24 protein-coding genes are annotated in these 25,890 nt (G+C 51.5%); 5 read left to right on the forward strand and 19 right to left on the reverse strand.

Features of this window, described 5'->3' with window-relative positions:
• Window positions 1–512: 512 nt before the first annotated feature.
• The 3 genes from WKI47_RS15135 to WKI47_RS15145 all read right to left on the reverse strand — a co-directional run bounded on the left by WKI47_RS15135 (window position 513) and on the right by WKI47_RS15145 (window position 3,799).
• Window positions 513–1,748 (reverse strand): MFS transporter, encoded by a 1,236-nt coding sequence (locus WKI47_RS15135; protein WP_425355466.1) that lies wholly within the window; start codon window positions 1,746–1,748, stop codon window positions 513–515.
• A gap of 29 nt (window positions 1,749–1,777) precedes the next feature.
• On the reverse strand, window positions 1,778–2,782 hold the full coding sequence (locus WKI47_RS15140; RefSeq protein WP_340227988.1) for an ROK family protein: 1,005 nt from the start codon (window positions 2,780–2,782) through the stop codon (window positions 1,778–1,780).
• Window positions 2,783–3,292: 510 nt separating this feature from the next.
• Window positions 3,293–3,799 (reverse strand): TetR/AcrR family transcriptional regulator, encoded by a 507-nt coding sequence (locus WKI47_RS15145; RefSeq protein ID WP_340227989.1) that lies wholly within the window; start codon window positions 3,797–3,799, stop codon window positions 3,293–3,295.
• Window positions 3,800–3,954: 155 nt separating this feature from the next.
• Between WKI47_RS15145 and WKI47_RS15150 the strand changes: the two genes are divergently transcribed.
• From WKI47_RS15150 to WKI47_RS15160, 3 genes are read left to right on the forward strand one after another with little or no spacing between them, the layout of a single operon-like run.
• Entirely contained in the window at window positions 3,955–4,095 is a 141-nt protein-coding gene (locus WKI47_RS15150; RefSeq protein ID WP_340227990.1) for a hypothetical protein, read from the forward strand.
• Window positions 4,092–5,078 carry an alpha/beta hydrolase gene (locus tag WKI47_RS15155; RefSeq protein WP_340227991.1) on the forward strand — a complete coding sequence of 329 codons (987 nt, stop codon included), beginning with the start codon at window positions 4,092–4,094 and terminating at the stop codon, window positions 5,076–5,078. The genes WKI47_RS15150 and WKI47_RS15155 overlap by 4 nt, the downstream gene beginning before the upstream one ends.
• Before the next feature lie 19 nt (window positions 5,079–5,097).
• The gene (locus WKI47_RS15160; RefSeq protein WP_340227992.1) at window positions 5,098–6,066 is read left to right on the forward strand and encodes an alpha/beta hydrolase; all 969 of its coding nucleotides are present in this window, start codon (window positions 5,098–5,100) and stop codon (window positions 6,064–6,066) included.
• Window positions 6,067–6,163: 97 nt separating this feature from the next.
• On the opposite strand, the gene WKI47_RS15165 is transcribed toward WKI47_RS15160, so the two are convergent.
• The gene (locus WKI47_RS15165) at window positions 6,164–6,583 is read right to left on the reverse strand and encodes a MarR family winged helix-turn-helix transcriptional regulator (protein WP_340227993.1); all 420 of its coding nucleotides are present in this window, start codon (window positions 6,581–6,583) and stop codon (window positions 6,164–6,166) included.
• A gap of 125 nt (window positions 6,584–6,708) precedes the next feature.
• Between WKI47_RS15165 and WKI47_RS15170 the strand changes: the two genes are divergently transcribed.
• The gene (locus WKI47_RS15170) at window positions 6,709–7,194 is read left to right on the forward strand and encodes a DUF2798 domain-containing protein (protein ID WP_340227994.1); all 486 of its coding nucleotides are present in this window, start codon (window positions 6,709–6,711) and stop codon (window positions 7,192–7,194) included.
• Window positions 7,195–7,508: 314 nt separating this feature from the next.
• On the opposite strand, the gene WKI47_RS15175 is transcribed toward WKI47_RS15170, so the two are convergent.
• The 7 genes from WKI47_RS15175 to WKI47_RS15205 form a co-directional block, all read right to left on the reverse strand.
• Window positions 7,509–9,182, reverse strand: coding sequence for an aminotransferase class I/II-fold pyridoxal phosphate-dependent enzyme (locus WKI47_RS15175; protein ID WP_340227995.1), 1,674 nt, complete (start codon window positions 9,180–9,182; stop codon window positions 7,509–7,511).
• 345 nt (window positions 9,183–9,527) lie between these two features.
• On the reverse strand, window positions 9,528–9,962 hold the full coding sequence (locus WKI47_RS15180) for an NUDIX domain-containing protein (RefSeq protein ID WP_340227996.1): 435 nt from the start codon (window positions 9,960–9,962) through the stop codon (window positions 9,528–9,530).
• Window positions 9,963–9,995: 33 nt separating this feature from the next.
• Window positions 9,996–10,475 carry a DMT family transporter gene (locus WKI47_RS15185; RefSeq protein ID WP_340227997.1) on the reverse strand — a complete coding sequence of 160 codons (480 nt, stop codon included), beginning with the start codon at window positions 10,473–10,475 and terminating at the stop codon, window positions 9,996–9,998.
• 42 nt (window positions 10,476–10,517) lie between these two features.
• Window positions 10,518–11,219, reverse strand: a complete 702-nt coding sequence (locus WKI47_RS15190; RefSeq protein ID WP_340227998.1) for a Crp/Fnr family transcriptional regulator — start codon at window positions 11,217–11,219, stop codon at window positions 10,518–10,520.
• Window positions 11,220–11,237: 18 nt separating this feature from the next.
• Window positions 11,238–11,702 (reverse strand): DMT family transporter, encoded by a 465-nt coding sequence (locus tag WKI47_RS15195; protein WP_425355467.1) that lies wholly within the window; start codon window positions 11,700–11,702, stop codon window positions 11,238–11,240.
• Window positions 11,703–11,835: 133 nt separating this feature from the next.
• A complete protein-coding gene (locus WKI47_RS15200; protein WP_340228000.1) occupies window positions 11,836–12,804 on the reverse strand; it encodes an alpha/beta hydrolase in 969 nt (322 codons plus the stop codon).
• A 25-nt stretch (window positions 12,805–12,829) separates the two neighbouring features.
• Window positions 12,830–13,294, reverse strand: a complete 465-nt coding sequence (locus WKI47_RS15205; RefSeq protein ID WP_340228001.1) for a DinB family protein — start codon at window positions 13,292–13,294, stop codon at window positions 12,830–12,832.
• 148 nt (window positions 13,295–13,442) lie between these two features.
• On the opposite strand from WKI47_RS15205, the gene WKI47_RS15210 reads away from it, so the two are divergent.
• Entirely contained in the window at window positions 13,443–14,633 is a 1,191-nt protein-coding gene (locus WKI47_RS15210; RefSeq protein WP_340228002.1) for a cytochrome P450, read from the forward strand.
• A 71-nt stretch (window positions 14,634–14,704) separates the two neighbouring features.
• On the opposite strand, the gene WKI47_RS15215 is transcribed toward WKI47_RS15210, so the two are convergent.
• The 8 genes from WKI47_RS15215 to WKI47_RS15250 form a co-directional block, all read right to left on the reverse strand.
• Entirely contained in the window at window positions 14,705–17,266 is a 2,562-nt protein-coding gene (locus WKI47_RS15215; RefSeq protein ID WP_340228003.1) for a diguanylate cyclase domain-containing protein, read from the reverse strand.
• Window positions 17,267–17,314: 48 nt separating this feature from the next.
• The gene (locus WKI47_RS15220; protein ID WP_340228004.1) at window positions 17,315–17,914 is read right to left on the reverse strand and encodes a biliverdin-producing heme oxygenase; all 600 of its coding nucleotides are present in this window, start codon (window positions 17,912–17,914) and stop codon (window positions 17,315–17,317) included.
• Window positions 17,915–18,118: 204 nt separating this feature from the next.
• Window positions 18,119–18,688: a GNAT family N-acetyltransferase gene (locus WKI47_RS15225; protein ID WP_340228005.1), complete on the reverse strand. Its 570-nt coding sequence runs from the start codon at window positions 18,686–18,688 to the stop codon at window positions 18,119–18,121.
• A 1,520-nt stretch (window positions 18,689–20,208) separates the two neighbouring features.
• Window positions 20,209–20,661, reverse strand: a complete 453-nt coding sequence (locus WKI47_RS15230; RefSeq protein ID WP_340228006.1) for a chemotaxis protein CheW — start codon at window positions 20,659–20,661, stop codon at window positions 20,209–20,211.
• A 109-nt stretch (window positions 20,662–20,770) separates the two neighbouring features.
• A complete protein-coding gene (rhaD, locus tag WKI47_RS15235; protein ID WP_340228007.1) occupies window positions 20,771–21,610 on the reverse strand; it encodes a rhamnulose-1-phosphate aldolase in 840 nt (279 codons plus the stop codon).
• A 522-nt stretch (window positions 21,611–22,132) separates the two neighbouring features.
• Entirely contained in the window at window positions 22,133–23,413 is a 1,281-nt protein-coding gene (gene rhaA, locus WKI47_RS15240; protein WP_340228008.1) for an L-rhamnose isomerase, read from the reverse strand.
• Window positions 23,410–24,888, reverse strand: a complete 1,479-nt coding sequence (rhaB, locus tag WKI47_RS15245) for a rhamnulokinase (RefSeq protein WP_340228009.1) — start codon at window positions 24,886–24,888, stop codon at window positions 23,410–23,412. Before rhaB ends, rhaA begins: the two co-directional genes overlap by 4 nt.
• A gap of 210 nt (window positions 24,889–25,098) precedes the next feature.
• Window positions 25,099–25,821, reverse strand: a complete 723-nt coding sequence (locus WKI47_RS15250; RefSeq protein WP_340228010.1) for a YebC/PmpR family DNA-binding transcriptional regulator — start codon at window positions 25,819–25,821, stop codon at window positions 25,099–25,101.
• Window positions 25,822–25,890: the final 69 nt, after the last annotated feature.

Genomic DNA, 25,890 nt, shown 5'->3' on the forward strand with positions numbered 1-25,890 from the left:
GCTCACGTATCTTGCGTATAGCCGTCTATATGTTATCCGCTTCGCCGTAAGGAAGCAAGGAATTTTTCGAACGTGTTCGTACATCTCGATTTCACTTGGTAAGGAGTGCTTTGAGACGTTCCAATTCCTTATATGCTTCAGGCTTTGAATAAGCGAACGAGTCTGGAGGAAAGGCTTTGCGGTAGCAGCTAATCCGTACCTTTTCCGTATGAACCCGGGTCGACTCAACTCGAAGCGTATTCTTCTTTTACAGTCACGATCTACGAAGTTCTACATGTATCGCAAGCATAATCAGAAGTTTATGGTCGCCCGAAACTTTACATTTAACTTGGTCAAGCTACTGGGAGCGAGAAGGCGTAGAGAAAAATTCAGTTCAAGACGCCTTTGAACTCGGAAAATTCCCTATTTGAATCCCATCCATTTTCCGAGTGAGACAGCGAATTGAACGAATTTTTCTCGGAGCCTTCTCGCTCCCGCGCGCATACGTAGCTTTCTCGACAGCCTTTTCCTGTTCAGCCCGTCATTCTTGTCCGCTTGATCGCTCGATTCACCTGTTCGGAGCTGAGCAACATGAACACGACCAGCAGCAGCGTCACGATTGGGAACAAGCCGATGCCTGCCTGCGAAGCCAGCACGCCGAACAGCGGCGGAATGAACGTGGTGCCTGTATACGCAATAGCCATCTGATAACCGATCAGCTTCGCGGAGTTGGCACGGCCGAACCGCGCAGGCGTCTCGTGAATCAGTCCCGGATAGACCGGCGCGAAGCCCAAGCCGATCAGGACGAATCCGACCAGTACCACCACATCCGGCAAAGGAAGCATCAACAGCACCGCTCCGATAACCGATATGACCTGACCCGCTAGAATCAGCGCGCGGTTGCCGACCTTCAGCGTAATGAAGCCGGTAATCAGACGTCCGATGGTGATCCCTCCATAGTACAGCGAGATCCATCCGGCGGCCGTTACCGCGGATACGTCGCGCGCGCCGACGAGGAAGCTCGCGCCCCATAGGCCGACCGTCGTCTCCACGCCGCAGTAGAACAAGAACGCAAGCAGCGACATTTTCACGCCCGGCAAGCGAAGAGGTTGTTTGGCGGGCTGTTCGTCCGTCACTGTCACCGGTATCGCAGCAGAATCATGTGCAGCCGCGTCGACAACGACTTCAGCGGCAGGCTTTTCCTCACGTCGAGCCGCAATCTTTTTCCAGAGCGGCAACGTAACCAGCAAGACGATGACCAAGCTAAACTGAATCATCGCAACTGCTGTATACCCGGATCTCCACGAATCCTGTTCTTTGATAAAATACGACATCAGCAGCGGGCCGCCTGTTGCGCCGAGCCCCCAGAAACAGTGCAGCCAGCTCATATGATGCGCTTCGTAATGGGTAGCGACATAATGGTTCAAAGCAGCGTCAACCGCTCCGGCACCCAAACCGAGCGGGATCGCCAGTAGCGCAAACCACAGCAGCGACGGCGCGAACGAGAAGCCCAGCAGCGCTGCCGCCGTCATGAGACAACTGAGTAGAGTCAGCGGACCGGTGCCGAGCTTCGCAATCAATTTGCCGCTGGCCAGACTGGATACGATCGTACCCGCCGCCACGATCATCGCCAGCATGCCTGCGGATTCCAGCGGCGCGCCAAGATCCGGTCGCATCACCGGCCAAGCTGCACCCAGTAGGGAGTCGGGCAGGCCCAGACTGATAAAAGCCAAATAAATAACAATCAGAAACCATGTTGCCACAAACATCTTCCTTCCTTTTTACGCGTCTATAACTGCTATAAAATCTTTGGCTCCAAGGTCTGCAACGCCAAATTCCGCAACCCGGACGCAAAATGTTCCGCAAAACGCTCCGACCATTCGATGTCCGGCTCGGCGGGCAAAGGGTGGCGACGGATATAAGCTTCCCAGTGCGCGGTCCATGACCCCGTATCGGGACGCACACCGTAGAGCACTACCCGTTCCGGTGCCAGTACGACAGAGACGGTGTGCACGATCCGGCAAACGGTCTCATTCCAGGCGTCTCCTGCCGGCGGCCGGCTCCAATCCAGATCCAGCGGCAAATATTTGACTTCTCCCGCCATGCCGCGCTTGCCGCCGATTAACGTTCCGTTCCAGGAAATCGCCATGCCGGGAGGATATTTGGTCGGAAAATAAAGCCCGATAACGACTCCGTTCTCTACCTCCGCACTATTGGCCTCCTCCAACAGATAGCCGTGCAAAGCCGCATTCACGTCGTTTTCCAATAACGCAGGCACGCCCAGTTGCTCCTCGATCCACTTGGCCGGATAAGTTCCTCGCAATCTATCGTGACTGCTCACCTCGATCCGCCCTTCCACGGCTTGGCCTGGAATCCCCAACCCGATCGTCTGAATCTGCGGATACGCTTGCATCAAGCTCTCTACCCAGTATAGAAACGAGTCCCGGTCCAGCGTATCAAAAAGCCGTTCTTCGTGTTTGCGCACATCTCCCCGAAGATCCACGACCGAAGCAAATACGGTATCGATTCCTTCGCGCTCATGGATATGCAAAGACAGCGCCAGCCGATGCGCATAATCGAAGCGATACACGGTAGCCGGACGCCCACCTGTCGAGGTGCCCGCTTCTTCTTCATTCAATTCGCCACGCTCTGCCAACTCGCGTACGAGCGCCGCCACCGTGACTACGCTTAATCCCGTCTCCGCTGCCAACTGCGGCTTGGTTGCGCTCTCCATTCGCTTGAGTGTGCGCCGTACCGTGTTCAGATTAATCTCTTTCATCAGCGTCGTATCTGCTCTTTTCATTGTACCTCCGTTCTTTGACCACTTTATAAAGATCCTTTATTTATATTGCCCACCGGATGAATTTTTGTCAACGGAATTGTTGAAATCGCATTTTGCTGCATTCAACGTTCAACACAAAAAGCCCTGGTTCGTAGTGAACCGGGCGTGTCTTCAAACTTCGATGAAAGCAGATTTGACCGAATTTTCGTTCTCGGCAAGCAACTTTTTCGCAGGCGTGCCGGGGCACGTCAAGGGAAAGTGACGAAGTAGATCTGCATCTCCTCGATGACCGGTCGATCAACGCCGATCTTTTGTAGATGCGCGTCCAACGGTGTGTGTTCAAAAGAATCAGGCGTTTTTTTTGAAAAATCGATTTGCCTGGTTGCGGTGCAACGGTATCGTGAATGTGCCAGCTCGGACTTCCTTCCACGAAAGGCCCTTCCACTTCGGTATGGCGCATAAAAATCACCCGAACCTCTGCCGTTCGTGCCTGCTCCAACAAGCCCAAGCGATCTCCCATACTTTCCCCCTTCATTTCATTCCGCTCGTTGCCAAAAGCGCCGACATGGTTTCCGCTGATTCCTGCATGCCGCGACCGATCCATTCTTCGATCCAGCCGTACACGCCGTAAGCGATAAAAGACGCCGCGTAGGCTCCCATATTGTCGTATTCACGCTTTGCTCCGTAAATCTCGACAAAAACGTTCAAAAACAAATGAAACAGATTTCTCTTTTTGAGCAAAAGATAAAAAGCCTTTTTTTCTTTCAAATGATGAAATAGGCTCCCGAACATTTCTTTCTCTGACTGGTTATTGTTCAAGTCGTATTCCGCATTCCACCGCGTGATCAAATGCTTGATATGTTTGAGCAAAATTTCATCTTTATCTTGATAGTTTCGGTAAAACGAGTTGCGACTTACTTTCGCCTCCGTTGTGATCTGAACGATCGTAATTTGGGACAGATCGCGATCGTTCAATAAACGCAAAAAAGCTTCCGTTATTTGTTGTTTAGCAAACGTATTTTTTTCTTCGTTATTCATGATGGTACATCCACTCCCGATCTGTGCCATTTTCGCCATATGTATTGATCTTGCCTATAAGGGTTGGTACATTTGGCACGTCGGTAGCGTATACCTGCGGCAATCCATTGTCAAGAGTTAAGTAAGCCTTTTGAACAAGTATAAAGGAGAAAAAGATGACGAAATTTTTTACAACGAAACGAACGGTTATATTGGCTGCGATCCTGCTGGTCGGATGGATTTCGGGAAGGCTTGCCGTACGCGCATTCCTGAATCTGCTGGTCGGCGGATCTTTGTTCGGAGGTAATTTTTTATGAGCAGCGAAAAGAAAATCAAAAAGAATAAACACAAAACCGGCCTGTTTATCTTGCTATGCGTAGGCGCATTTATCGTTTCTTTTGGGGGATCGGCGGTGTTCAAGCTCACTTACGCGGCTCCGGCATTGAAAAAGTATACGGTAGACTGGAACGACGAGACGGGCACGATCCGTACGGATCTATCCTACGGGGACGGCGACGCGAACAAATTCGATCTTTACCTGCCTGCCGATCGGAGCAAAGAAACTTACAGTCTTGTTGTATATCTTCACGCCGGAGGATTCACGACAGGCGATAAATCGGACGATGCGGATATGCTCAAATGGCTGGCTTCCAAAGGCTATGTCGCGGCAGGCATCAATTATACCCTGCGCAATGAACAGAATCCTCAGGCCAGCGTGTACTCCCAGTCGGCAGAGATCAAAAGCAGTATCCCCGCCGTTGTCGAAGAAGCCGGAAAGTTGGGATATAATCTGGATTCGATGGCGATCTCCGGAGGTTCGGCGGGCGGTACGCTGGCGATGCTTTATGCTTACCGCGACGCGGCCGAATCGCCGATTCCGGTCAAAATGATGTTCGAAGCGGTAGGACCGTCGAGTTTTTATCCGGAGGACTGGTCGGTCTACGGACTGGACCGGAACCCAGACGCCGCAGCCGGATTGTTTTCGGTCATGTCCGGCTCCGGGATCACGGCGTACATGTTCGGAACGGAAGCCTACGAAGAGGCGATTAAGCCGATCTCGGCCTATATGTGGGTGAACGAAAATTCGGTACCCAGCGTAATCGCTTATGGCGTCTATGATAAAGTCAGTCCGTTCGACGCGTCCAAGCATCTTTTGCGGGCGTTGGAAAAAAATAACGTGCCGCACCAGTATATCGAATTCCCGCACTCGGGGCACGCGCTTCAAAACGATACGGCTCTGTACGTGAAGTACATGGAGAGCGTGGAACAATACTTGAAAGCGTATCTGCCGATCAAGTAAAAGCCGGAGGAAGTTAAACATGAAGATTTTAAAAACGATTCTGAAAATTTTGTCTATTATCGCAATCATCATCGCTTTATTGCTAGCGGGACTCTTTGCATTTGCGAAGTACAAAAATACGCACTACTATAAGTTCACGCAGACAGAGCAGCCGATCGAAAAGCGATATACAGAACTAGGCGAAGAAAAAGTGTCGTTTGCGGAATACAAGGTCGACGACGCGGCTATCCAAAAGCACGAAATCTGGTATCCGGCGGATTTGGAAAAAGAAGATGACCTTTATCCGGTCGTGGTCATTGCCAACGGAAGCGGCACTCCGGCAAGCGGATACCCGGCCTTTTTCGAGCATCTGGCTTCTTGGGGATTTATCGTGGTGGGCAACGAAGACCATAATTCGCGAACCGGCGCTTCCGCCGAAGCAAGTCTGGAGTTCCTATTGAAACTGAACGAAGACAGCAGCAACATCTTTTACGGAAAAGTCGATACGCAACACATCGGCATCGGCGGCCATTCGCAGGGCGGCGTCGGAGCGATCAACGCGGTGACGTCCCAGCCTCACGGGAATATGTACAAAGCCTTATACGCCGTCAGCCCTACCTCTCCGTATTGGGGACAAAAGAACGTATTCGGCGCAGAATGGAGCTATGACCTATCGAAGATCCACATCCCGACTTTCCTGACTGCGGGTACCGGTGGCTTCGATGCCGGAACCGCCGACAACATCAGCTTAAAGGAAGGACAAGGCATCACGCCGTTATGGGCGCTTCAAGCCAATTATGAGGCCCTTCCGAATTCCGTCCAAAAAATGATTGCCCGAAAAACAGGCATCGATCATGGCGATAGCTACCTAGCAATAGATGGATACATGACGGCATGGTTCATGTGGCATCTTAAAGGAAATACCGAAGCCGCCGAAGCTTTTAAAGGCAGCGACGCGGAGATTCTTCATAACAGTCTGTACCAAGATGTCAAGAGCAATATCCAGTAAACATCACGCACATCATTCATTAACAAGGCTTGAAGACCGCTTCAAAGCGTTTCTTCAAGCCTTTTTCTTCGTATCCCTATAAAATCATAGGAACAACTCAAATCCAGTCTTCAGCAAGCAGCCGCTTGAGCCATTCAACATGTTCTTGCCCCAACTTTTCCGCAATCTCAAGTTCCAGCTCGCGCTTGACTGCCAGTTGGCGATTGCAAGTCTGTCCGCCCTTGCTTGTTAAGCGTACGTAGCGATCACGACGGTTATCGGAATCCTGCGATTCTTCCAGATAACCACGCTCGATCAAACCCAATACACTTTTATGAGTCCCTTGGCGAGTCAGATTGACGGCTCTGCCGATCTCTGAGATCGAGACTTTCACTGCCTTTTCAACGACTGCCAAAATATGCGTTTCAGTTCGATTCAGCCCTTCCCCATCCAACTCCGCTACCTTTTTCCGCAAAAAAAGATGCTTGTCGCTCATTAGGTCAATCAGGGTAGCTGAAGAAGCTTCGGTTACATTCATGGATTTACGCTCCTGTCAAAAGGTCGTGGAATTTCAGTCAACCAGGTTGACATTAATTCTTTGCTAATGATATTGTAAACCAAGTGGACAATAAAAATAAAGCTTGAACATTAAGGAGTAGAGCAATGGGTAAAAACAAAAAAGAAAATCTGATCTTCACAACGATGATGTGCGCGCTGATGGTAGTGGGCATGACGATCTATAACGTGCTGCTGATGCAAAGCTTGAGTGTGGAGGCGCTGCGTACGATGGCAATCGGTTTCGTGCCTGCTTTTATTGTCGCGCTGGTGCTTGATATTTTCGTAGTAGGCCCTCTGGCTAAAAAGATTGCGGGGCGTTTGGTTAGTCCCAACGCTCCGATGATTCAAAAAGTGCTGACGATCTCCGGCTTTATGGTTCTGGGAATGGTGATCGGGATGTCGATGTATGGTGCTTTGACTCATGTCGGCTTTACTTCGGGTCTGGGCGGGGCGTACATCCATAGTCTGTGGACCAACTTCATCTGTGCGCTTCCGCTGCAATTGGTGATTGTCGGTCCGGTTACGCGTGCGATTTTCATGAAAATGTTTCCGCCGCAAGGTGCTTCTGCATCTACGCAAGCTGCGGCTTAATGGATCGCCAAGTTTTCCTTCCGTATAGCAAAAAGCTGCTCTCTGACCATAGGGAGTAGCCAGATTGTCGAGAAAGATGCTTTGGTGGAAAAAAGGATTAAATTTTCAATGGAATTTTCCCGATTTCAAAGGCGAACTACAGCATAGGCTTCCGAAGTGCCTTTTCTTCGAAAAGACTGTAGCTCTTTCACAGAATTTCTCTCTCCGTCTTCTCGCTTCTAGGCACTTTGGACTTTATCGACACGTTAACTGCTCTCTGATCGTAGAGAGCAGTTTTTTATATGAAAAATTTCACTTATACCATAATTTTAGCTCTACATCTCACGGCGAATAAATCGACCGATTCGCCGTGCGGCTTCCAGCAGCGTCTCTTCTTCCCGCACCAATGCGATCCGTACAAAGCCTTCGCCTTCGTCACCGAATGCTTCGCCCGGCACAACGGCTACGCCTGTTGCAAGCAGTAACTCTTCCGCGAAGATACTCGAACTTCCGATACGGCCGTTTTGACGGAAACGCTCGGGAATCTCTGCCCAGAGAAACATGGTAGCGTCCGGCTTGTCGATCAGCCAGCCTTCCTCCGCCAGCGCCTGATGGAACGCTTCGCATCGGCGTTCGTATAGCGGTGCCACACCCCGATCTCCTGCGGGAGCTTCCATTGCCAAACGGAAAGCTTCGATCGCCGCTTGCTGAACCGGTTCGAATACGCCGAAGTCGATATGCCCTTTCAGCTCTCGCAACGCTCCGACAGCTTCAGCGTTGCCGGTAATAAAGCCGATCCGGCAGCCGGGCATATTGAAGCTTTTCGAACAGGAATGCAGCTCGACTGCGATGTTTTTCGCACCCGGTAACTGCAAGATGCTTATCGGGCGATAATCGCCGAAGCCCAATTCGGAATAAGCGAGATCATGCACGATCAGCACATTCCATTTCTGCGCCAGGGCGATCAATTTCTCGAAATAAACCCGGTCCGCGCGGGCTCCTATCGGATTGCCCGGGAAAGCGACCAATATAAAACGGGCCCGCGACCAAGTTTCATCCGTAATATGATCCAGATCCGGCAAAAATCCGTTTTCCCGCCGCAAAGGCAACTTGTACGGCTCCACTCCCGCCAGTCTCAACGCCCCCAGATAGATCGGATAACCGGGGTCGGGCACCATCGCCAGGTCTCCCAGATTGCAGATCGCTTGAGCCAGATGCGAAAGCCCGTCTTGTGAACCGAGCAGCGGCAGCAGTTCGCTTTCCGGATTGACGTCGGCGCCGAAGCGATGCTTCATCCAGGCGGCGGCTTGTTTGCGGAATTCCGCGCTGCCTCTTGTACCGGGATAACCGTATACATCCTCGCGCAGCGACGCTTCGCTCAAGGCTTGGCGAATTTCCGGCGCGGGCGGCCGATCCGGCGTGCCGATGCTGAGGTCGATCATTTCCCGTCCCAACCGCTGCGCTTCTTCTTTCCAGCCAAAAACTTTCGAAAATACGGATGAGCCCATCTCGCTTACAAGGCGAGACTTCCAGCCGGCATGCAGCGAGCGAATATACCAGGCGTCGCAGGCAAAATGTTCCGAACCCGCTAGCGGTGCATCCAGCTCTCGGAATCCGTGCTTCCGGTAAAATCGATTGGCCGCCTCCATCGTTTGCAGCGTCTCCAAGTAGCATTCTTCATAATGCAGGGCAGCAAATTCCAACGCGGCGGCAAGCAGCTTGCCTGCCGTGCCGTTTCCGCGTGCTCCGGCCACGAGATACATTTTTTGCAGTTCGCAGACTTTCTCGGAATTCGCAAACGGCGCGATGCCGCAGCCGCCGATCAATTGTCCGTCTTCAACCGCAACCCAGTATTCCCGGTCTTCTCCCGCATAGAAGGCGGATAGTGCCGAAAGGCTATCGTCCTGCCAGGCTAATCCTTCCCGGTTGCCGCCGAATTCGATGAGGCATTCCCGGATGATGACTTCGATCGCGGCGTTGTCTGTTGCAAGGATGGTTCTGATTTCCACGCTCTCCGCCTCCTGTTGGTTGTCTATTGGTCTATCTGACTAGCATAGCACGAAAAAGACAGCCCTGTTATCCGGGCTGTCGCTGATTGTCGAGAAAGTTATACTGGTGCGGGAAAGCGAGAAGACTACGAAAGAAATTCGTTCAATTCGCTGTCTCACTTGGAAAACCGGATTGAAATTTTCAGTTGAAGTTTTCCAAGTTCAAAAGCGTCTTGAACTGAATTTCTCTCTCCGTCTTCTCGCTTTCAGTTACGGTTGTATTTGCTCGATACGTTGAGACAATCCCAATGTCGGACTATCGTTTTCCTCCGTACAGAAAATGAATAGAATATATTAAGAGATCGCTTAGACCTTTTCACATGTCCCGTAAATAACATCGAAGACCAATTGGCTGACGGCGGAGACTTGGTGGCGGTCGGTTTCGTCTAGCCAGGCCAGTTCTTCGATCTCTGCGGCCGGGGAGAGTTGGCCTTCGTAGTCAGCGGTGTAGCAGACCATCCGTACGCGAACGCCGGCTGCTTTGCCGTCGGCTTCGGCTTCGAAGATGCCGAAAGGGCGTACCGTATCGGGTTTGATTCGGACGGTCAACTCTTCCTCGATCTCGCGTACGAGCGTCTCGGTGTCGCTTTCTCCGGGTTCGCGTTTGCCGCCGGGGAAATAGTAGATTTCTTTGCCTTTTGAACGTGCGCTCAGTACCTTTCCGTCTTGAACCAAAATCCAGGCCACTTTGTCGATCATGGACGCTGTAGCGCTCGGTTGTCCGTTTTGCTGATTTTCCATCGGATATGCCTCCTGTATGGTCTGCCGACCGTTTTAATTCGCTGCCGAAGCCGACTGTACCGCTTCTGCCGGCTTCTTTTTTCCGCCAAATTTGAATACATAGATCCCGGCCACGATAACCAGGACTCCCGCAAGCTGCTTCCAGTCGAAAGCCACTTTCTCCAGCCCCAGCCAGCCGAGCGAGTCGAATAGCAAGGCGAAGCCGAGTTGGGCGGTCAGCGTCACCGAGACGGAGAAGGTCGGACCCAGAATCTTGATGCCCAGTACCAGACAGATCACGACGCCTACGCCGATCAAGCCGCTAAACCAGTACCACGGCTGCATATGTTGCAAGTTGAACGTGCGGCTTCCTTCAAAGACCAGGCTGCATGCCAGCGAAGCGACGAACCCCATGAACAGTACCCAGGTTGTCGTCGCCCAGGAACCCATATGCACATCCGTTCTATTATTGAAAATCGTTTGCAGCGCGACCATCATCCCCGCAAATGCTGCAAGCAGCAATCCGACCAGCATTTCTTTTCCTCCTTCAATCTTGGGCAATTCGTTTTCCAATCCTCAATGTTCGTATAAATTCCGTCCGGCCAACTGTTCCAGCAACGCCCGGTCGCGCACATGCAGATAACCGCCGCTGCGCTCGACCAGTCCTTCCTCGGACAGCTTGCGGATTACCCGGTTGAGATGCCGATAGCTCGTTCCGATCAGGTTGGCCGTATCGGTTAGCTCGGACGTGGCTAGACGCCCTTCGAAACCCTCATCGCTCTCGTCGTAGCAAACGGAGAGCAGATAGCTCGCAAGCCGCACTTCCACCGGATACATGAGGTTGAAGCTGAGAAAGTCCGATTTGATATAGAACTTTTTTGTAATGATATCCAGCATAAAACGCAGCAGCGGCGCATGATCGTCTCCGTAGCGCTTCAACGTTTTTCCATTGATTCCGATCACGGTGACGGGAGAAACCGCTTCGACCGTATTGATGATATTCAGGTCGCGGATATATTCGATGTCTCCGATGACTTCGGGCGGATTTTTGAACGAAATCACCAGCGTCTTGCCTTCTGGCGACGTCGTATAGATTTTGATTTTTCCTTTGACCAGCACATACAGCATGTCTGCGGACGCGCCTTGACTGCATAAGGCTTCGCCGGGCTCGAACACGTACAGATTCAATAAAGGACGCAGCGGCTCATGGAACACTTGCTCCAAATCATGTTGCACCAGATACTGATGCAGCAGCCCGGAATCTTTGATTTCTCTCATCCAAAAAGGCTCCTTCGCCTATAGCTTCATAATCAGCACGCCGCCGACCATCATCGCCAGACCGATAAACTGCGGCGCGCCCATTTTACTTTTCGCCGTACCGAACCAACCGAATCGATCGATCAAAAAAGTCACCAGCAGTTGAGCGATCAACAAAGCGGAAATGGTAAACGTGACGCCGATTGTCTGAATCGCGGTCACTTCGCTGAAAATGATCACCGAACCAAATGCGCCGCCTGCCAGATAAAGCGGCTTAACCTTGCGGAAACCGCCGAGATCGCCGTCACGCACGAACAGATAAATCATCAACGCCATGATAAATCCGGTCAACTGCGTTACCGTCGCCGCTTGCCAGGTCCCGATATCGTGACTGATCCGGGAATTGGCTACGCCCTGCAACGTAATGCAGGCACCGCCCAAAAAAGCGAACACTATTCCTCTAAACACCTGTATGCCCCCGTTTCCTTTGATAACCTTACCCATTATACGAACAGAGCGGTGGGATCAGGGAAGGACATATGTCCCAAATCTCGAAATTTGCATAAAAAAAGAAGCTTTTCTCCGCTACGTAAACGAAAAAAAGCTTCGAACGTCCGTCATCTTGTGATCCACTTGGTCAGTCTGCCGCAGCAGGTTCAGTCAGTCGACTGCTCAGGAATTCTTTGACCTTGCTGGTGTATGTCGCTTTGTCGATCAGGAAAGAATCGCCATGCCCCGCACCGTCCACGATCAACAGATCTTTATCCGCCGGACACGCTTCATACAGCTCATGCACCATGGAAGTCGGAACGAATACGTCATTCGATCCGTGGATAAACAGCATCGGAGTGCGGCAGCGGCGAACCTGACTCAGCGCAGAAGCTTCGGTGAACGAGTAACCCGCACGAATCTTCGTCAACGCCTCGGTCGCCGGAAGCATCGGGAATGCAGGCAGCTTGTACATCCGCTTCATCTGATGCTCCAACTCGGCGCGCACCGACGTGTAGCCGCAGTCTTCCACGATCGCTTTGACATGAGGCGGCAAGTCTTCGCCGCTCGTCATCATCACGGTAGCGCCGCCCATCGAAATGCCATGCAGCACAATCTGCGCTTGAGGCCCGTCATGGGCGATGACCTGACGAATCCAGCCCAGATAATCGACCCGCTCATGCCAGCCATACCCGATATACGTCCCTTCACTGCGTCCGTGTCCGCGGGCATCGGGTACGAGGATATTCATATCCAGGTCTTCGTGATAAAACTTGGACACGCCGCTCATCACGGACGCGTCGCCGGAATAACCGTGCGCCAAAATCGCGGTGCGAGACGTCGGGCGCTTGGCCGGCAAATAATACGCATGCAGCTTCAGCCCATCGCCGGACAGCAACTCCCGATGCTCAAAAGACTGGCTGTTCCACCAATCCCGGCTGGAGGTCGTTTCCGTCTGCACATCCGGGTTTGGCTGCAAGCCCGGATCGCCGTCGAGAAATTTTTTCGGAGCACGCGCCACAGCCAATTGGTAAAAGTAAAAGCTCCCCGCAACCACAGCTGCTGCCGGAACGGCAGCTACGCCGAGAGCCGTCCACAATGCTTTAGATTTTTTCACACGGAATCTCTCCTTCTCGATGGATTTAAGCCCGAACCGTACGTGCCAAAGCATTGATGAATCCCGAATGGTGCTGCATATGGCCTGCGTTCAGCGTTACGAGATCTCCCAGCGTCTCGGCTTTGGCAAAGTTCTCTTGATTCGCCAACTTTTCGTCCAGCTTCCCTGCGTAGGCCTCGCGGAATTGCTGAGGCAGTTCTTGCAAACGGGTCACCAGCTCTTCCCAAGCGGGCGGATCGCCCTCCCATTCGGCCGGCTTGGTGCCTGGCGCAAAGTAAGTAGCATACGCTGCCGGCAGCACAGGCTGGCGACCCGATACACCATTCACAACCCGGTCAGCGACCGCAATAATATGGCCCAACTGCCAATGAAGATGGTTGGAAAAGCCCGCCGGCACAACCGTACGCGCTTCTGCGGGGATGCCTTCTACATATTTCAAAATCTGTGCTTGAGCCCGATCTGTCATTTTAAACGCAAAAGCATCTGTCATGAACTTCCCTCCATTTCAATATAAGATCAGTATACAACGCCTTTTTTTACCTCTGCAACGCACCGATTGTAAAATCGCTGTTTCATTCGGTCGGACTTGGCCTATATGTGGGGTAGACCATGAATCGAATCCGAAAGGAGTTTATACATTGAATTCTTCAAATTCATCGCCGAAGGAAGAACTGTTTACTCCAAAAGCCGTACAAAATCCGTATCCGGTCTATGCGCGTATGCGGGAGGAAGAACCGATTGCCAAGCTGATGTTCCCTGACGGTCAGTTCGGATGGATGATTACGCGTTACGAGGATGCTGTCGAGATTTTGCGAGATCAGCGTTTTGTCAAAGATATGAGCAAAATGTTCGGCAGTGAATACCAGTCGATTTTCACCAGCAATATGTTATTTTCCGATCCGCCGGATCATCGTCGTCTGCGTGGACTTGTGCAGCAGGGATTCACTCCCAAGCTGGTAGAAGCCATGCGTGAGCATATTCAACAGATTGCGGACGGACTGCTTGATGCGGTAGAAGGACAAGATACGATGGAATTGATCGACGACTATGCTTTTCCTTTGCCGATCATTGTGATCAGCGAAATTCTGGGCGTACCGGTCTCTGATCGGGACAAATTCCGGGTGTGGTCCAATTCGATTGTCGGCGCTGCCAATGCGGAAGAAGGTCCCGATGTCTATCTTCATATGCAGCAATTTACCGAGTATTTGGCGCAATGGTTCGAACAGCTGCGCAAACAGCCCGGAGACGATCTGATCAGCCGGTTAATCGTAGCCGAAGACGCTGGCGAGCGGCTGTCCGAACAGGAAATCTACGGCGTTGTCTCGTTGCTGATTATTGCCGGCCACGAGACGACGGTGAATCTGATCGGCAACGGAGTGCTCTCGCTGCTCCAGCACCCTGATCAGTTGAAAAAACTCCAGGATAATCCCGAGCTGATCAAAGGGGCGATCGAAGAAATGCTCAGGTACAACGGACCGGTAGAGTTCAGTACATCGAGATGGGCCGGCGAGGATCTGGAGTTCAAGGGACATGCCATGAAACGCGGAGATTTGGTCATCGTGGCGTTGGATTCAGCCGGACGGGACGGAGATCAGTTCACTGATCCGGATCTGTTCGATATTACGCGCGAACGCAGCCGCCATTTGGCTTTCGGACATGGCATTCATATGTGTTTGGGCGCTCCTCTGGCCCGGCTTGAAGGAGAGATCGCGATCAATACGCTGCTGCGCCGTTTTCCGAATATCAAATTACGCGAAGACGCGAATGAGTTGGAATGGCGTCCGGGTATGATTGTGCGCGGCGTCAAAGAGATTCCGCTATCGCTTTAGCTTTATCTTTTCCCACTAAAAAGATGCCAAAAAGCCGTCTGCTCCGTGATGAGCAGACGGCTTCGTTTGAATTATTCTTCCATAAATACAACGCGGTTTTTGCCTTCTCGTTTCGCTTTCATCAAAGCACGATCGGCTTGGGCGATAAAGTGCGTGAAGCTGTAATCCCGGCTCGGACGCATAATAACGCCGCCGATGCTGACGGTAACATAGTCCTCTGCGTTACGTCCTTCGTCCCGATTCATTTGCAGCCCCACGACGGCCTGACGCAGTTGTTCAGCCAACTCTTGCGCCCGATTGGCGTGTTCGCCGTCAAGTCTTAGCATAAAGGTTCCTCCGCCCATGCGCGAAACGCTTGCTTCATGCTGACGCCCGAACAAGTCGAGCACCTGAGCCACGTTTTGAATGCACAGGTCGCCGCCTTGCAAGCCATGCACGGCGTTATAGGCGCGGAAATCGTCGATATCGATATCCAGCAAAGCGATCGGCGGCCGTTCGTTGAACGAGGCTACCGTATTCCAATCCGACTCCAGGCGTTCTTCGAAAGCCCGACGGTTCGGCAGATCGGTCAGCGGATCGGTCGCCATATAGCTGCTTAATTGATCGGTGATGCTGGTGTATTCGGTATGCTCTTCCGCCGTTTCCGCGACCTGGCGCGCAATCAGCATGATCGAAGGTCTGCCGCTGTGCGAAACGGCCGCCAGCGTAATATCCAGTTGAAGGGGTTCGCATTTGACATTGACGAACGCCTGATTCCCGGACACAAGCGCGGAAGCGTCACGTTCAAGCTGCTCCAGCAACAAACGCATCGGCTCTCGCGAATCGGCCAGCACGAACGGCAGAAAATCCCGGCCGATCAACTCGTCTTTGTTCGTTTCCCCGAGCAGCTTCGCCGCCTGTTCGTTGCAGTAGACGATATGCCGGTCGGTGATCGTAAAGAAAGCGACCGGCGAGAACTCCATCAATTGCAAATATCGTTGCTCGTTCTGGCGCAGCATGCGCGAGTTCTGCAAAGCTTGTTCCTCGGCGCGCTGCAAATCGCTTTTCGTCTGATTATCGACGACGGTGCGCAGTTCGAACAATGCGTTCAATTCTTCCGTTTTCCAATCGAAAGCGGTGGCCTGCACGACCTGGCGCCATTTCTCGAACGACTTGCGCGGGGAAAGACGCATCCCGTCGTCGTCCCGGATCACCGCTTTGGCCGGGTCTCCCGCCCAGTCCACGATCTGAAGCACTTCCGGCCGGAACCAGATGATATAATTTTGCTGGCCCGGGGACAAAGCGACATATAGCGCCCCCGACGCTTTTTCTTTATAGGCTTCCGCCGGAGCGAATTCCAGGCTCAGCCTCGAAGTTTGGTGTGTATAGTTTTTGGATTTTCCCGCCATCCAGCCGGAAAGTTCCCGCACTTGCGCGGGAGCCGGCGTATCGCCGAACAGCAGCAACTTATCGTTAAAGCTAACCGCGACTCCGGAAGCATCCATCATTTTCAGCAACCGGTTCTCCGACGCGTACAATTCCTCAACGATATGAAACGGACTGGAATTACCCAAAAAAATCTTGGCAATACGCGAAGCTTCCGTACGCAATCGCAGCTCGGCTTGATACTCGTCAAGTTGCTGGCGTTGATACAATTCGTTCGAGAAGAAAGCGCCAAGGAAATTACATAGGTTGCGAATACGGTGCGTGACATATTTCGGCGAGTAATGGTGACACGTGATCATGCCCCATAGCTGCCCGTCGTGAATCAAAGAAATGGTCACGGTTGCGCCCACGCCCATATTTTTTAAATATTCGATGTGCATCGGCGATACGCTCCGCAACACAGACAAGCTCAGATTCAACGGACGTCCGGTTAACGGTTGTACGGTCGGCGTAATCCCTACCGGAGTATAATCCACATTGACGATAGTTCGCAGCCAGTTACGCAAATACAATTCACGCGCCTGCTTCGGAATATCGGATGCCGGATAATGATGACCCAAGAACGGCTCCAACTGGGGTTCTTTGGCTTCCGCAATGACTTTTCCGTTCCACTCTTTGTCGAATTCATAGATCATGACCCGGTCATAACCGAGAATCTCCTTGACTTGCTCGGCTGCGGCCTGGCTGGCGGTATAGCGGTTGGCACTTTGTTTAAGTTTGACGAAAAAGGTACGAATCCAACGAAAATCATTATCCGCCTCGTCGTCTTCGCCGTTTTCCAGCTCAAGTTCGAGAATCAATAATCCTTCGCTTTCATGCGCGACTGCCGTAAATCTCACAGGCAAGCCCTGCACATCGATTTGGAGATTCAAATATTGCAAATCCGAGGAAGCGACGGTGTTCAGGTCACGCTTGACGAGATCCGCCATCACGTCGGCTCCGATCAAATCCGCCAATGGAAGACCAAGCAGTTCATCCGGCGCACGCCCAAGCAGTTCGCCTGAGTTCTGGCTACATTGGACGATCTTCCCGGTCGGCGTGCGGCGTGCCGCCAGTAAAACACCGTTGGGTTGAATCATACCCGGAATATGAATGGGTTCTTTGTCGCAGTTGGTCAGGTCGATCGGCTCGTCGGTAACAAAACCGTCGCCTGTGATGAGGGAACGATTCAGCGGTTCATTTTCGGAATTCAAGTTGGCGTTGGACATGATTGTGTAAGTACCTCCTGTGCTCTGGTTGCAAAAATAAGTCCAGCTTTAAGATTGCATGCTTCGGTCGAACCAGCGTTCCAACAACGCAAACGTCTCGACCGCGCTGCGAACGATCTCGTCGACGCTTGCCTCGTCTTGCCCGGCAGCCGTCAACAGCTCCCGGTAAGCGCCCCAGCGGGTTCGGCTTTCTTCGCCGTAAGCGTTGAAGTACGCCAATCCGGCTTCGGTCGAGATCGGCAAGACGCGCGAAAGCTTTTTGGTGATCATCTGCCCGCCCATCGTCGAACCTTCGATCACGTAGAAACAACCGAGCAACTTTTCCGGGGTCGATACGTCGGGCAGTTCCGTGCAAAGCGGAATCGAGTTCAGTTGATCCCGGGATTGTCCCAGTTTGGCCAAATCCGCCTCCAGCATCGGGGTTTTGCGGCGGTCTTGCAGATCGTAACCCGATGCGGACAAAACGCCCGATTGCGCGGCGCGTTGTTCCAGCGGCGCGATAAAGCCGTAAAACATCTCCAGGTATTTTTTATATTCATTAAGCTCGATGGTCCCTGCCATGATGGCGGATGCGTAAGGGTTCGCTTCCACCCGATCATGATAAGGGGCACTTTCGTTTCTCAGGCGCTCTAACACATTTGAGGTCATTGATTTTCTCCTTTTGCCGCCGCGCCGAAAAATGAAGCGGCAGCCTTTCAGCTACCGCTCTCTGCACGAACTTCGTGGTATGGACAATTTGATTTGCTACAATACTATAGGTATAACAATACCCGATTTGAACCATAAAAAAAAGAGCAGACCCAGGTAACTTGACGTTACCTGGGTCCAAAGTCAGTCTATGCTCGGTTTTTCTCAATATTCATGCCATACATCCCTGTACTCTTCATGCCGTTTAAATTGGGCGCGAACGTAGGAACAAACCGGGAATATCATCTTTTCTTGTAGGCGCGCTTCTTCAACAAGCCGATCCAGCAAAAGTTTAGCTACGCTTCCGCCACGGTACTCGGGGTCTACATACGTATGATTCGCCATCCATGTATGGGGTTCGGGACCTTCGGCATACGTAATCTCTCCAATGATTCGATCCGCTCTTTTCAATTTGAAGCCTGTCGCTTCTTTTACAAACTCGGCTCCTGCGATCAACGAAGCCTCGGGTTCCCGTTCCTTGCCCGCGTCTTTAATCTGTGCGAAGCCCTGCTTAATGCCGGCCACTTCTGCTTTCAGATCCCCGATTCCCAATTTCAAATAAGATAACGAAGATTTGAATTTGGCCGGTTTGTCCTTCACCTGCTCTTGCACGCGCTCCATGCTTCCCTTCAATGTATCCAGTTCCGTTTTGAGGCCGTCCATGGACGCTTTGATTCCATCCTGTGCCTGTTTGATATCGTTCATGCTTGTTTTGATCGTTTTTAACATTGCCATCCTTTACGCCTCCCTATGTCGCTAATCTTCTTTTCTATTACCCAAAACTACCTAACACAAAGACGTGTTTAAAGCTTACTAGGTATCGAAAACGAGAAAAATCGTAAAATAAAGCGTTATTTTACGTATGTAGAAGCGCGAAAGAGCTGGATGAACGAGATCTGCTTTTACAAACATCTTGATGTTTTTACAGACGTTTTACTTTTTCCTCATCGGGGGTAATATATGAGCAACACCAACAATACTTCATAGCAACAGCAACATAAGTATTGCGGGTGCTACTCAAAGACTTTTCCATCATTCATCGAAGGAGGGACAAGTCCAATGGACTAGGGTAAGCGAAGCATATTCCGAACTCTTAAGTTGAAAGAAAAACGCCCGTGAAAACGTTTTTCGAGAGAACGGTTATGTGGGAAACTTAGAGTACTCACCGTAGACCATTGCCGAGGACGGAAGATTGAAGACCGGTCGATAACGAGATTTTACCATCTTGGATTTCGAAGGGAGCAGGATTCCGATGACACAGGTTAGCGAAACGTACCAATGACCGATTTTCACGCATGAAAAACGTCGGTGAAAACGTTTTTCGTGAGATCGAGGGTACGCGGGAACTCACCCATAACGAATGAAAGAATCACTTCAACCGCCGGAAAAACGCCGAAGCAGCGAAGATCGATTTCGCTCCAAAGGAGAAGATTCCGATGAAACACGTAAGCGAAGCATACTGAGTGGTTTTACGTTCAGGGGGCGTACGTGACAGCACCTCTCTGTAAAATCAGGTATGTGGGAAACTCAGAGATTCAAGAAAGACTCACGACGGAAAAGGCTAAATTGAACAAGGTAAAGGTGAACATGCTTTGAAAAAGACCATTGTAGAAGGAAATCGCGATTTCGAGCAGGGAAAGAAGCCTTGCAAAAAAGGAGCATGATTCCAATGCAATAGGTTAGGCAGGCAGACCTTTGCTTACGCATACTGGACCCGTAAGTCCAGACGACGCCTCATGCGGGCATTAAGGTTGTCAAACCCAAAGGAAACTATTGTTCAGTGGAAACGGCCGTTTCGAGCAGGATTAAGCCTTGCGTGGAAAGGAGTAGGATTCCGATGCAATAGCGAAAGCGAAGCGTACTAGCACGGTTTACACAAAGGAAAGGTGTCCGTGAAAACACTTTTCGTGAAATCGATGTATGCGGGAACTCACCCCATATGCAAACAGACATGGAAACAGTCGCGAAGATGCGACAAGCTCCGAATTTAACGGAGTACGGATGCAAGACCCGGGCAAGAAATGGTAGGACAAATAAGAAACAAACCGCTAAACGGTTGACGAAAGCTGTGAAGCATACGCCAATCGGCAAGACTGGAAACCCAAGAATTACGTTCACCATGTCAAGCATGTGGATTGGATCATCAGGAGGAACGAATAAAATTGAATAATGACCTTAACGAATAGCCCCCCGCAGTCTTGTTGATTCAAGGATGCGGGGGTATTTGTGTGCTTTTTCAAATGGGTCTTGTTGCTTTACTCGACGTACAGTCCTTCCTCCTCCAGCATCTCCTGAAGGTCGAACAGCATTACGATTCGATCCGGCGTTTTGTACATTCCCGTGAAAAAAGATCCTTTCCGCTTGCCTCGGCTTTTTCCGTCTCCGATCTGCGGCGCCTCCGCGCCGACCTTCAGCACTTCAGTGATTTCGTCCACGATCAAACCAACATGCAGCCGCCCGATCTCGATTAGCAAAAGCCTTTGTTTGGCATCGGGAAACGCTTCTTCAAAGCCGAACGCGAACCGCACGTCGAACACCGGCATAATCTTGCCTCGGATCTTCATCATGCCCCGAATCGCCGAATAATAATCCGATACCGGAACATTCTCCGGCACAGTCAGAATTTGCAGCACATGCTGGATCGGTAATCCATACTCTTCCCCTTCGATCTTGAACACCACATACTGCTCCGCGTGATCCTGGAACATTCGATCCGGCCCCTTTCGTCTCTTTCATTTGCCCTTATTTTACACGAAACGCCCGACTCCGCATATGGGAATCGGGCGTAATGCTCTATCAGAACGATTATTGATGGTATTAGACGCTTAAGATGCCTGGCCGCGGGATTACCCCGAATGCTGCGGCAAGGTCGGACAGCTCCTGCTCAGTAATCCGCTGCTTGATCTCATGGTGAGCAATCAGCATATAGATCTGCGCGGCCTTCTCGATCGTCTCAATCAAACCGAAGGCTTCGTCAATCGATGTTCCGGTTCCGAAGATCCCGTGCTGCGGCCAAATCACCGAATGGTACTCCTTCATCTTCTCCGCCGTCGCACGGCCGATCTCGCTTGAGCCCGGCACCATCCATGGAATAATGCCAATACCGTCCGGGAAAACGACGATACATTCTGTGCACATTTCCCATAGCGTTTTCGTGAACTTGGCTTCGTCGAGATCATGAATAAAAGTCATCGCCAGCACGTTCGTTGCATGGTTATGGATCACGACGCGATGGTTGGGATCAGCTTTCAGGCGCTCGATATGACTCATAAAGTGCGAAGGCAGCTCACTCGTCGGCTTCGCATCGTGATCCAGGCCCCATAGCAGCTCCAGCTTGGTGCCGTCTTTGCTCACGCGCAGCACACCGAGATTGCCGGACGGGTCTTGCAGCACATTTTTAAAATATTTACCTGAACCGGTTACGATAAAGTATTTGCCCGCAAGCTCGTTCACCGGAAATGCAGGTTCGATTACGCGAATCACGTTGTTGATGTCCAGGTACTTAGCCACTTCGGCTTCGTCGAGAATGTAGCTGACATTACCGCCGTTACGTTCGTCCCAGCCGTTGCGCCACATATGTTGGGTGATTTCGGACATTTCGCGAATAAAAGGAATTTCAAGTGCTTTCGCTGTTTTTTCGGCGTTGATTGTGCTCATGAGTTGGGCTCCTTTGGGTACGTTTGGGTGACGCTGCGGGGGAGAAGGGCCTGCGATCGCGTGTTGAATGTTGATTTTCCGATTAGACTTTTATAAGGTGAAAATCAAAATTCAAAGGCGACCACTTCGTTTCTCCGGCTCCTTCTCCCCCTCCGCTCGGCACGCACGTGGATGGTGGGTTAGGTATGAAGTACGACAGGCGAAGCGGTAACCTTCGCCTGCTTGAAACTTAATATTCATTTCTATTTCTGTATTTCTTTGTCCCTATGCGAGCTTCTTAGAAGCTATTCAACGTCTGGAGAAAGTTTAACGTGGCTGGAAGCGAGAAGACGGAGAGAGAAATTCAGTGAAAGACGCCTTTGAACTCGGAAAATTCCTTATTTAAACCCAATCCATTTTCCGAGTGAGACAGCGTCTTATAAAGCATTTCGAAGAAATGCACTTCGGAAGCATACGCTGGCAATTTCTCTCGCAGTCTTCTCGCTTCCCGCGCCCCCGTAACTTTCTCAGCAGCGGGTATAGCTACTTAGAAGCTACCTCATGTTGCCCGCGTTTTTGAAGGACTTCTTTTTCGTAAGTTTTGACCTGGGTCAGCCAGTCTTCGCGGACAGGGACGCCGGCTTGGTCGCAGAAGTGGTCCCAGATCGCGCCGAACGGGTAAGATTTGAATTCTTCGACGAGTGCCAGACGGGACGTGTAGTCTTTTTCGACTTCGATTTGTTTGAGCTGTTCGATCGGCTCAAGCAGAGCGCGTAGGAGTGCTTTTTGGGTATTGCGAACGCCGATAACCCAGGCGGCGATATGGTTGATGCTGCCGTCGAAAAAGTCGAGGCCGATGTGGGTGCGTGGAAGCAGATCGCCACGTACGAGTTCGCGGGCGATTTCCAGTAACTCGTCGTCCATCGTCACCACGTGGTCGCTGTCCCAACGAACCGGGCGGCTGACGTGCAGCAGCAGTTGGTCGGTGAACATCAGGATGGAAGACAGCTTGTTGGAGATCACTTCGGTTGGATGGAAATGTCCGGCGTCCAGGCAGACCGTCTTGCCGCGGCTCATGGCGTACCCCATATAGAACTCGTGCGAGCCGACCACATAGCTTTCCGAGCCGATGCCGAACAGTTTGCTTTCGACGGCATCGATATTGTATTGCTCGTCGATCTTCTCGGCAAAAATTTCGTCGAGCGAATCCCGCAGACGCGCGCGCGGCGACCAGCGGTCGACCGGGGTATCCTTGAAGCCGTCAGGCATCCAGTGATTCGTTACGCAAGGTTGGCCCAGCTCGCGGCCGAATGTTTCGGCGATGCGGCGGGAAGCTTTGCAATGATCGATCCAGAACTTGCGGATTTCCGGATCGGTGTGGCTGAGCGTAAATCCGTCTTCGGCTTTGGGATGGGAGAACAACGTGGGGTTGAAGTCCAGACCGAGACCGTTTGCCTTCGCCCAGTCGATCCAGCCTTTAAAATGCCGTGGCTCCAGTGCATCCAAATCCACCTCTTCGTCGGTATCCGCGTAGATGGCATGAAGATTGACTTTGTGTTTGCCCGGAATGAGCGCCAATGCGGCATCCAGATCGGCACGCAGCTCGTTCGGCGTCGAAGCGCGTCCCGGATAGCTGCCGGTCACGGCAATGCCGCCGCTTAACGTCTTATCGCGGAACAAAAACCCTTGCACATCGTCTCCTTGCCAACAATGAATCGAAATTTTGATATCGTTAAGCTTGGCAAGTGCCGCATCGACGTCGACACCGTGCTTGGCATATAATTTTCGGGCTTCCAGATAAGCTTTTTCTGTTGCTTCGCTCATTGTAAAGTCTCCTTCAAGGTCAGTTGGTTGATGCGTTGCCAGCGTTCCAACAGATGATTGCGGTTATTCACCTGATTTGGATGACAAATCGTTGGCGGGAATGAATCTGCGATAACTTGCCTTGCCTGTCGGATATCCGCCAAAGCCTCGGCCGCGATCAACTGCACCGCTATGTTACCGATCGCTGTTGCTTCGGAAGGGCCTGTCCATACTTCGATACCCAGCAGGTCGGCCGTGAGTTGGGACAGCAATTTGTTATTGGAGCCCCCTCCGACGATATGTAGCACCTCGTACGTTTGCCCTGTCAATCGTTCCAGTTCACGCATCGCATCCAAATACGTCAAAGCCAAACTATCAAAAATACATCGGGCCAATCGTCCCGGCGTGTCCGGTACAGGTTGCCCGCTCTCCTGGCAAAACGCAATAATCTCCCCGGTCATACTCTGCGGCTTCAGGAAACGTTCGTCGTTGCACGGAACCAGACTCCGAAAAGCTTCTTCGCGTTCAGCCCATTCGGCAAGCTCAGCAAAATGGTGCGACTCCCCGTTCTCGCGCCGAACCTCCTGAATCATCCATAATCCCATAATATTTTTGAGAAAACGGAAGGTCCCGTACGCTCCCCACTCGTTCGTATAGTTGGCTTTGCGTGGTTCGTCTCCATTGAGCGGCTCACTTAACTCGGCTCCGAGTAAAGACCAGGTGCCGCTGCTGATATACGCCCAGCTTCGATCCGTTGTAGCGGGTACGCCGACAACCGCAGATGCCGTATCGTGCGTCGGAGCAACGATAACCGAACATTCCGGATAGTCGCCCGTCTCGGCCAGCTCTGCCTTCAATCCGCCAAGAGATGTCCCCGGCTGCGTCAGCTCGGCAAACTGCTCACGTTTCAAGCCAAGTGCTTGAAGCAAATCCAAATCGAATTCACGTGTTTGCAGGTTGAGAAGCTGAGTTGTAGAAGCATTGGTGGCTTCGTTGATCTTTTGCCCTGTCAGAAGGTAATACAAATAGTCAGGTACAAGCAAAATCTGATTTGTTTGCTCCAGTTGCCCACGGTCGTGTGCGTACAATTGATACAACGTGTTAAAGCTCAGTTCCTGAATTCCGGTCTTGGCATACACAGACTCCCGACCGATCAGATTCTGATGCAAACGGTCCGCGGCTCCAACAGTACGTTCGTCGCGGTATGCGTACACATCGTGCAGCCGCTCTCCAGAAGCACCCAGCAGAACGTAATCCACGCCCCATGTATCGATTGCTAATGTACATGTGTGGATTCCTGCCGCTTTTGCCTTTTTCAAACCGATCAGAATCTCCTTGAACAATGCGTCAATATCCCAGTAGTCATGGCCGTCCTTCTCCATAAAAGCGTTACCAAAACGATGAAGCTCGTTCATCTCAAGCTGCTTCCCCTTTAATGTAGCCGCTACGAGACGACCGCTGGAAGCGCCGATATCAACAGCGATTGCAACTCTCATTATTCATTCCTCCGCTGAAGCCAATCTTCTTTACGCTTTTATCCTACCTGTTTTCTGTGGGTGAGTCAACATTTTCGGACTTTAAGTATGTGGTTTTGTGTTTGTTTAATCTTTTTTTCAGACATAATTGCAGAATACTTTGTTTTTAAAAAACAAAAAAAGCGGAAACCCGTTCGGGTCTCCGCGTTGTCTTCTGTTGATACAGTTGGCTTACTCTTCGTCGGAATCGACGTTATGATAGACCTGTTGCACGTCTTCGAGATCTTCGATCGCATCGATCATCTTTTCGAACGATTTTTCCGAATCCGCATCCAGCGTCACGAAAGTCTGTGGCAGCATCGTAATTTCAGCTACGGTAAACTCTTCGATGCCGGCCGCGCGAAGCGCTTCCTGCACAGCATGGAATTGATCCGGCGCTGCGTAGATGATTACCGCTTCGTCTTCAGGGAGGATATCACGTACATCGACGTCCGCTTCCATCAGCAGCTCAAGCACTTCTTCTTCGTTCTTGCCTTCGATCCCGATTACGGCCGTCTCGTCGAACATATAAGCTACCGATCCGCTTACGCCCAGGTTGCCGCCATTTTTGTTAAACGCGGAACGAACGTCGGAAGCCGTACGGTTAACATTGTTCGTCAGCGCGTCCACGATCACCATCGATCCGTTTGGACCGAAGCCTTCGTAACGAAGCTCTGTGTAGGTCTCGTCACCGCTGCCTTTGGCTTTATCCATTGCACGGTCGATGATCGCCTTCGGCACGTTATACGTTTTGGCGCGTTCCAGTACGACCTTCAGAGCACGGTTCGATTCCGGGTCCGGCTCGCCTTTCTTCGCTGCTACATAAATTTCAACGCCGAATTTTGCATAAACCCGGCTGGTGTTGGCGTCTTTGGAAGCTTTTTTTTCCTTGATATTATTCCATTTACGACCCATATCTATCCCGCTCGCTTTCCATTGATTGGTTATGCCCTCTTTTTCACACCTGTTTATTGTAGCGTGAAA

The sequence above is a fragment of the Saccharibacillus sacchari genome (assembly GCF_037722395.1).
GTDB lineage: Bacteria > Bacillota > Bacilli > Paenibacillales > Paenibacillaceae > Saccharibacillus > Saccharibacillus sacchari_A.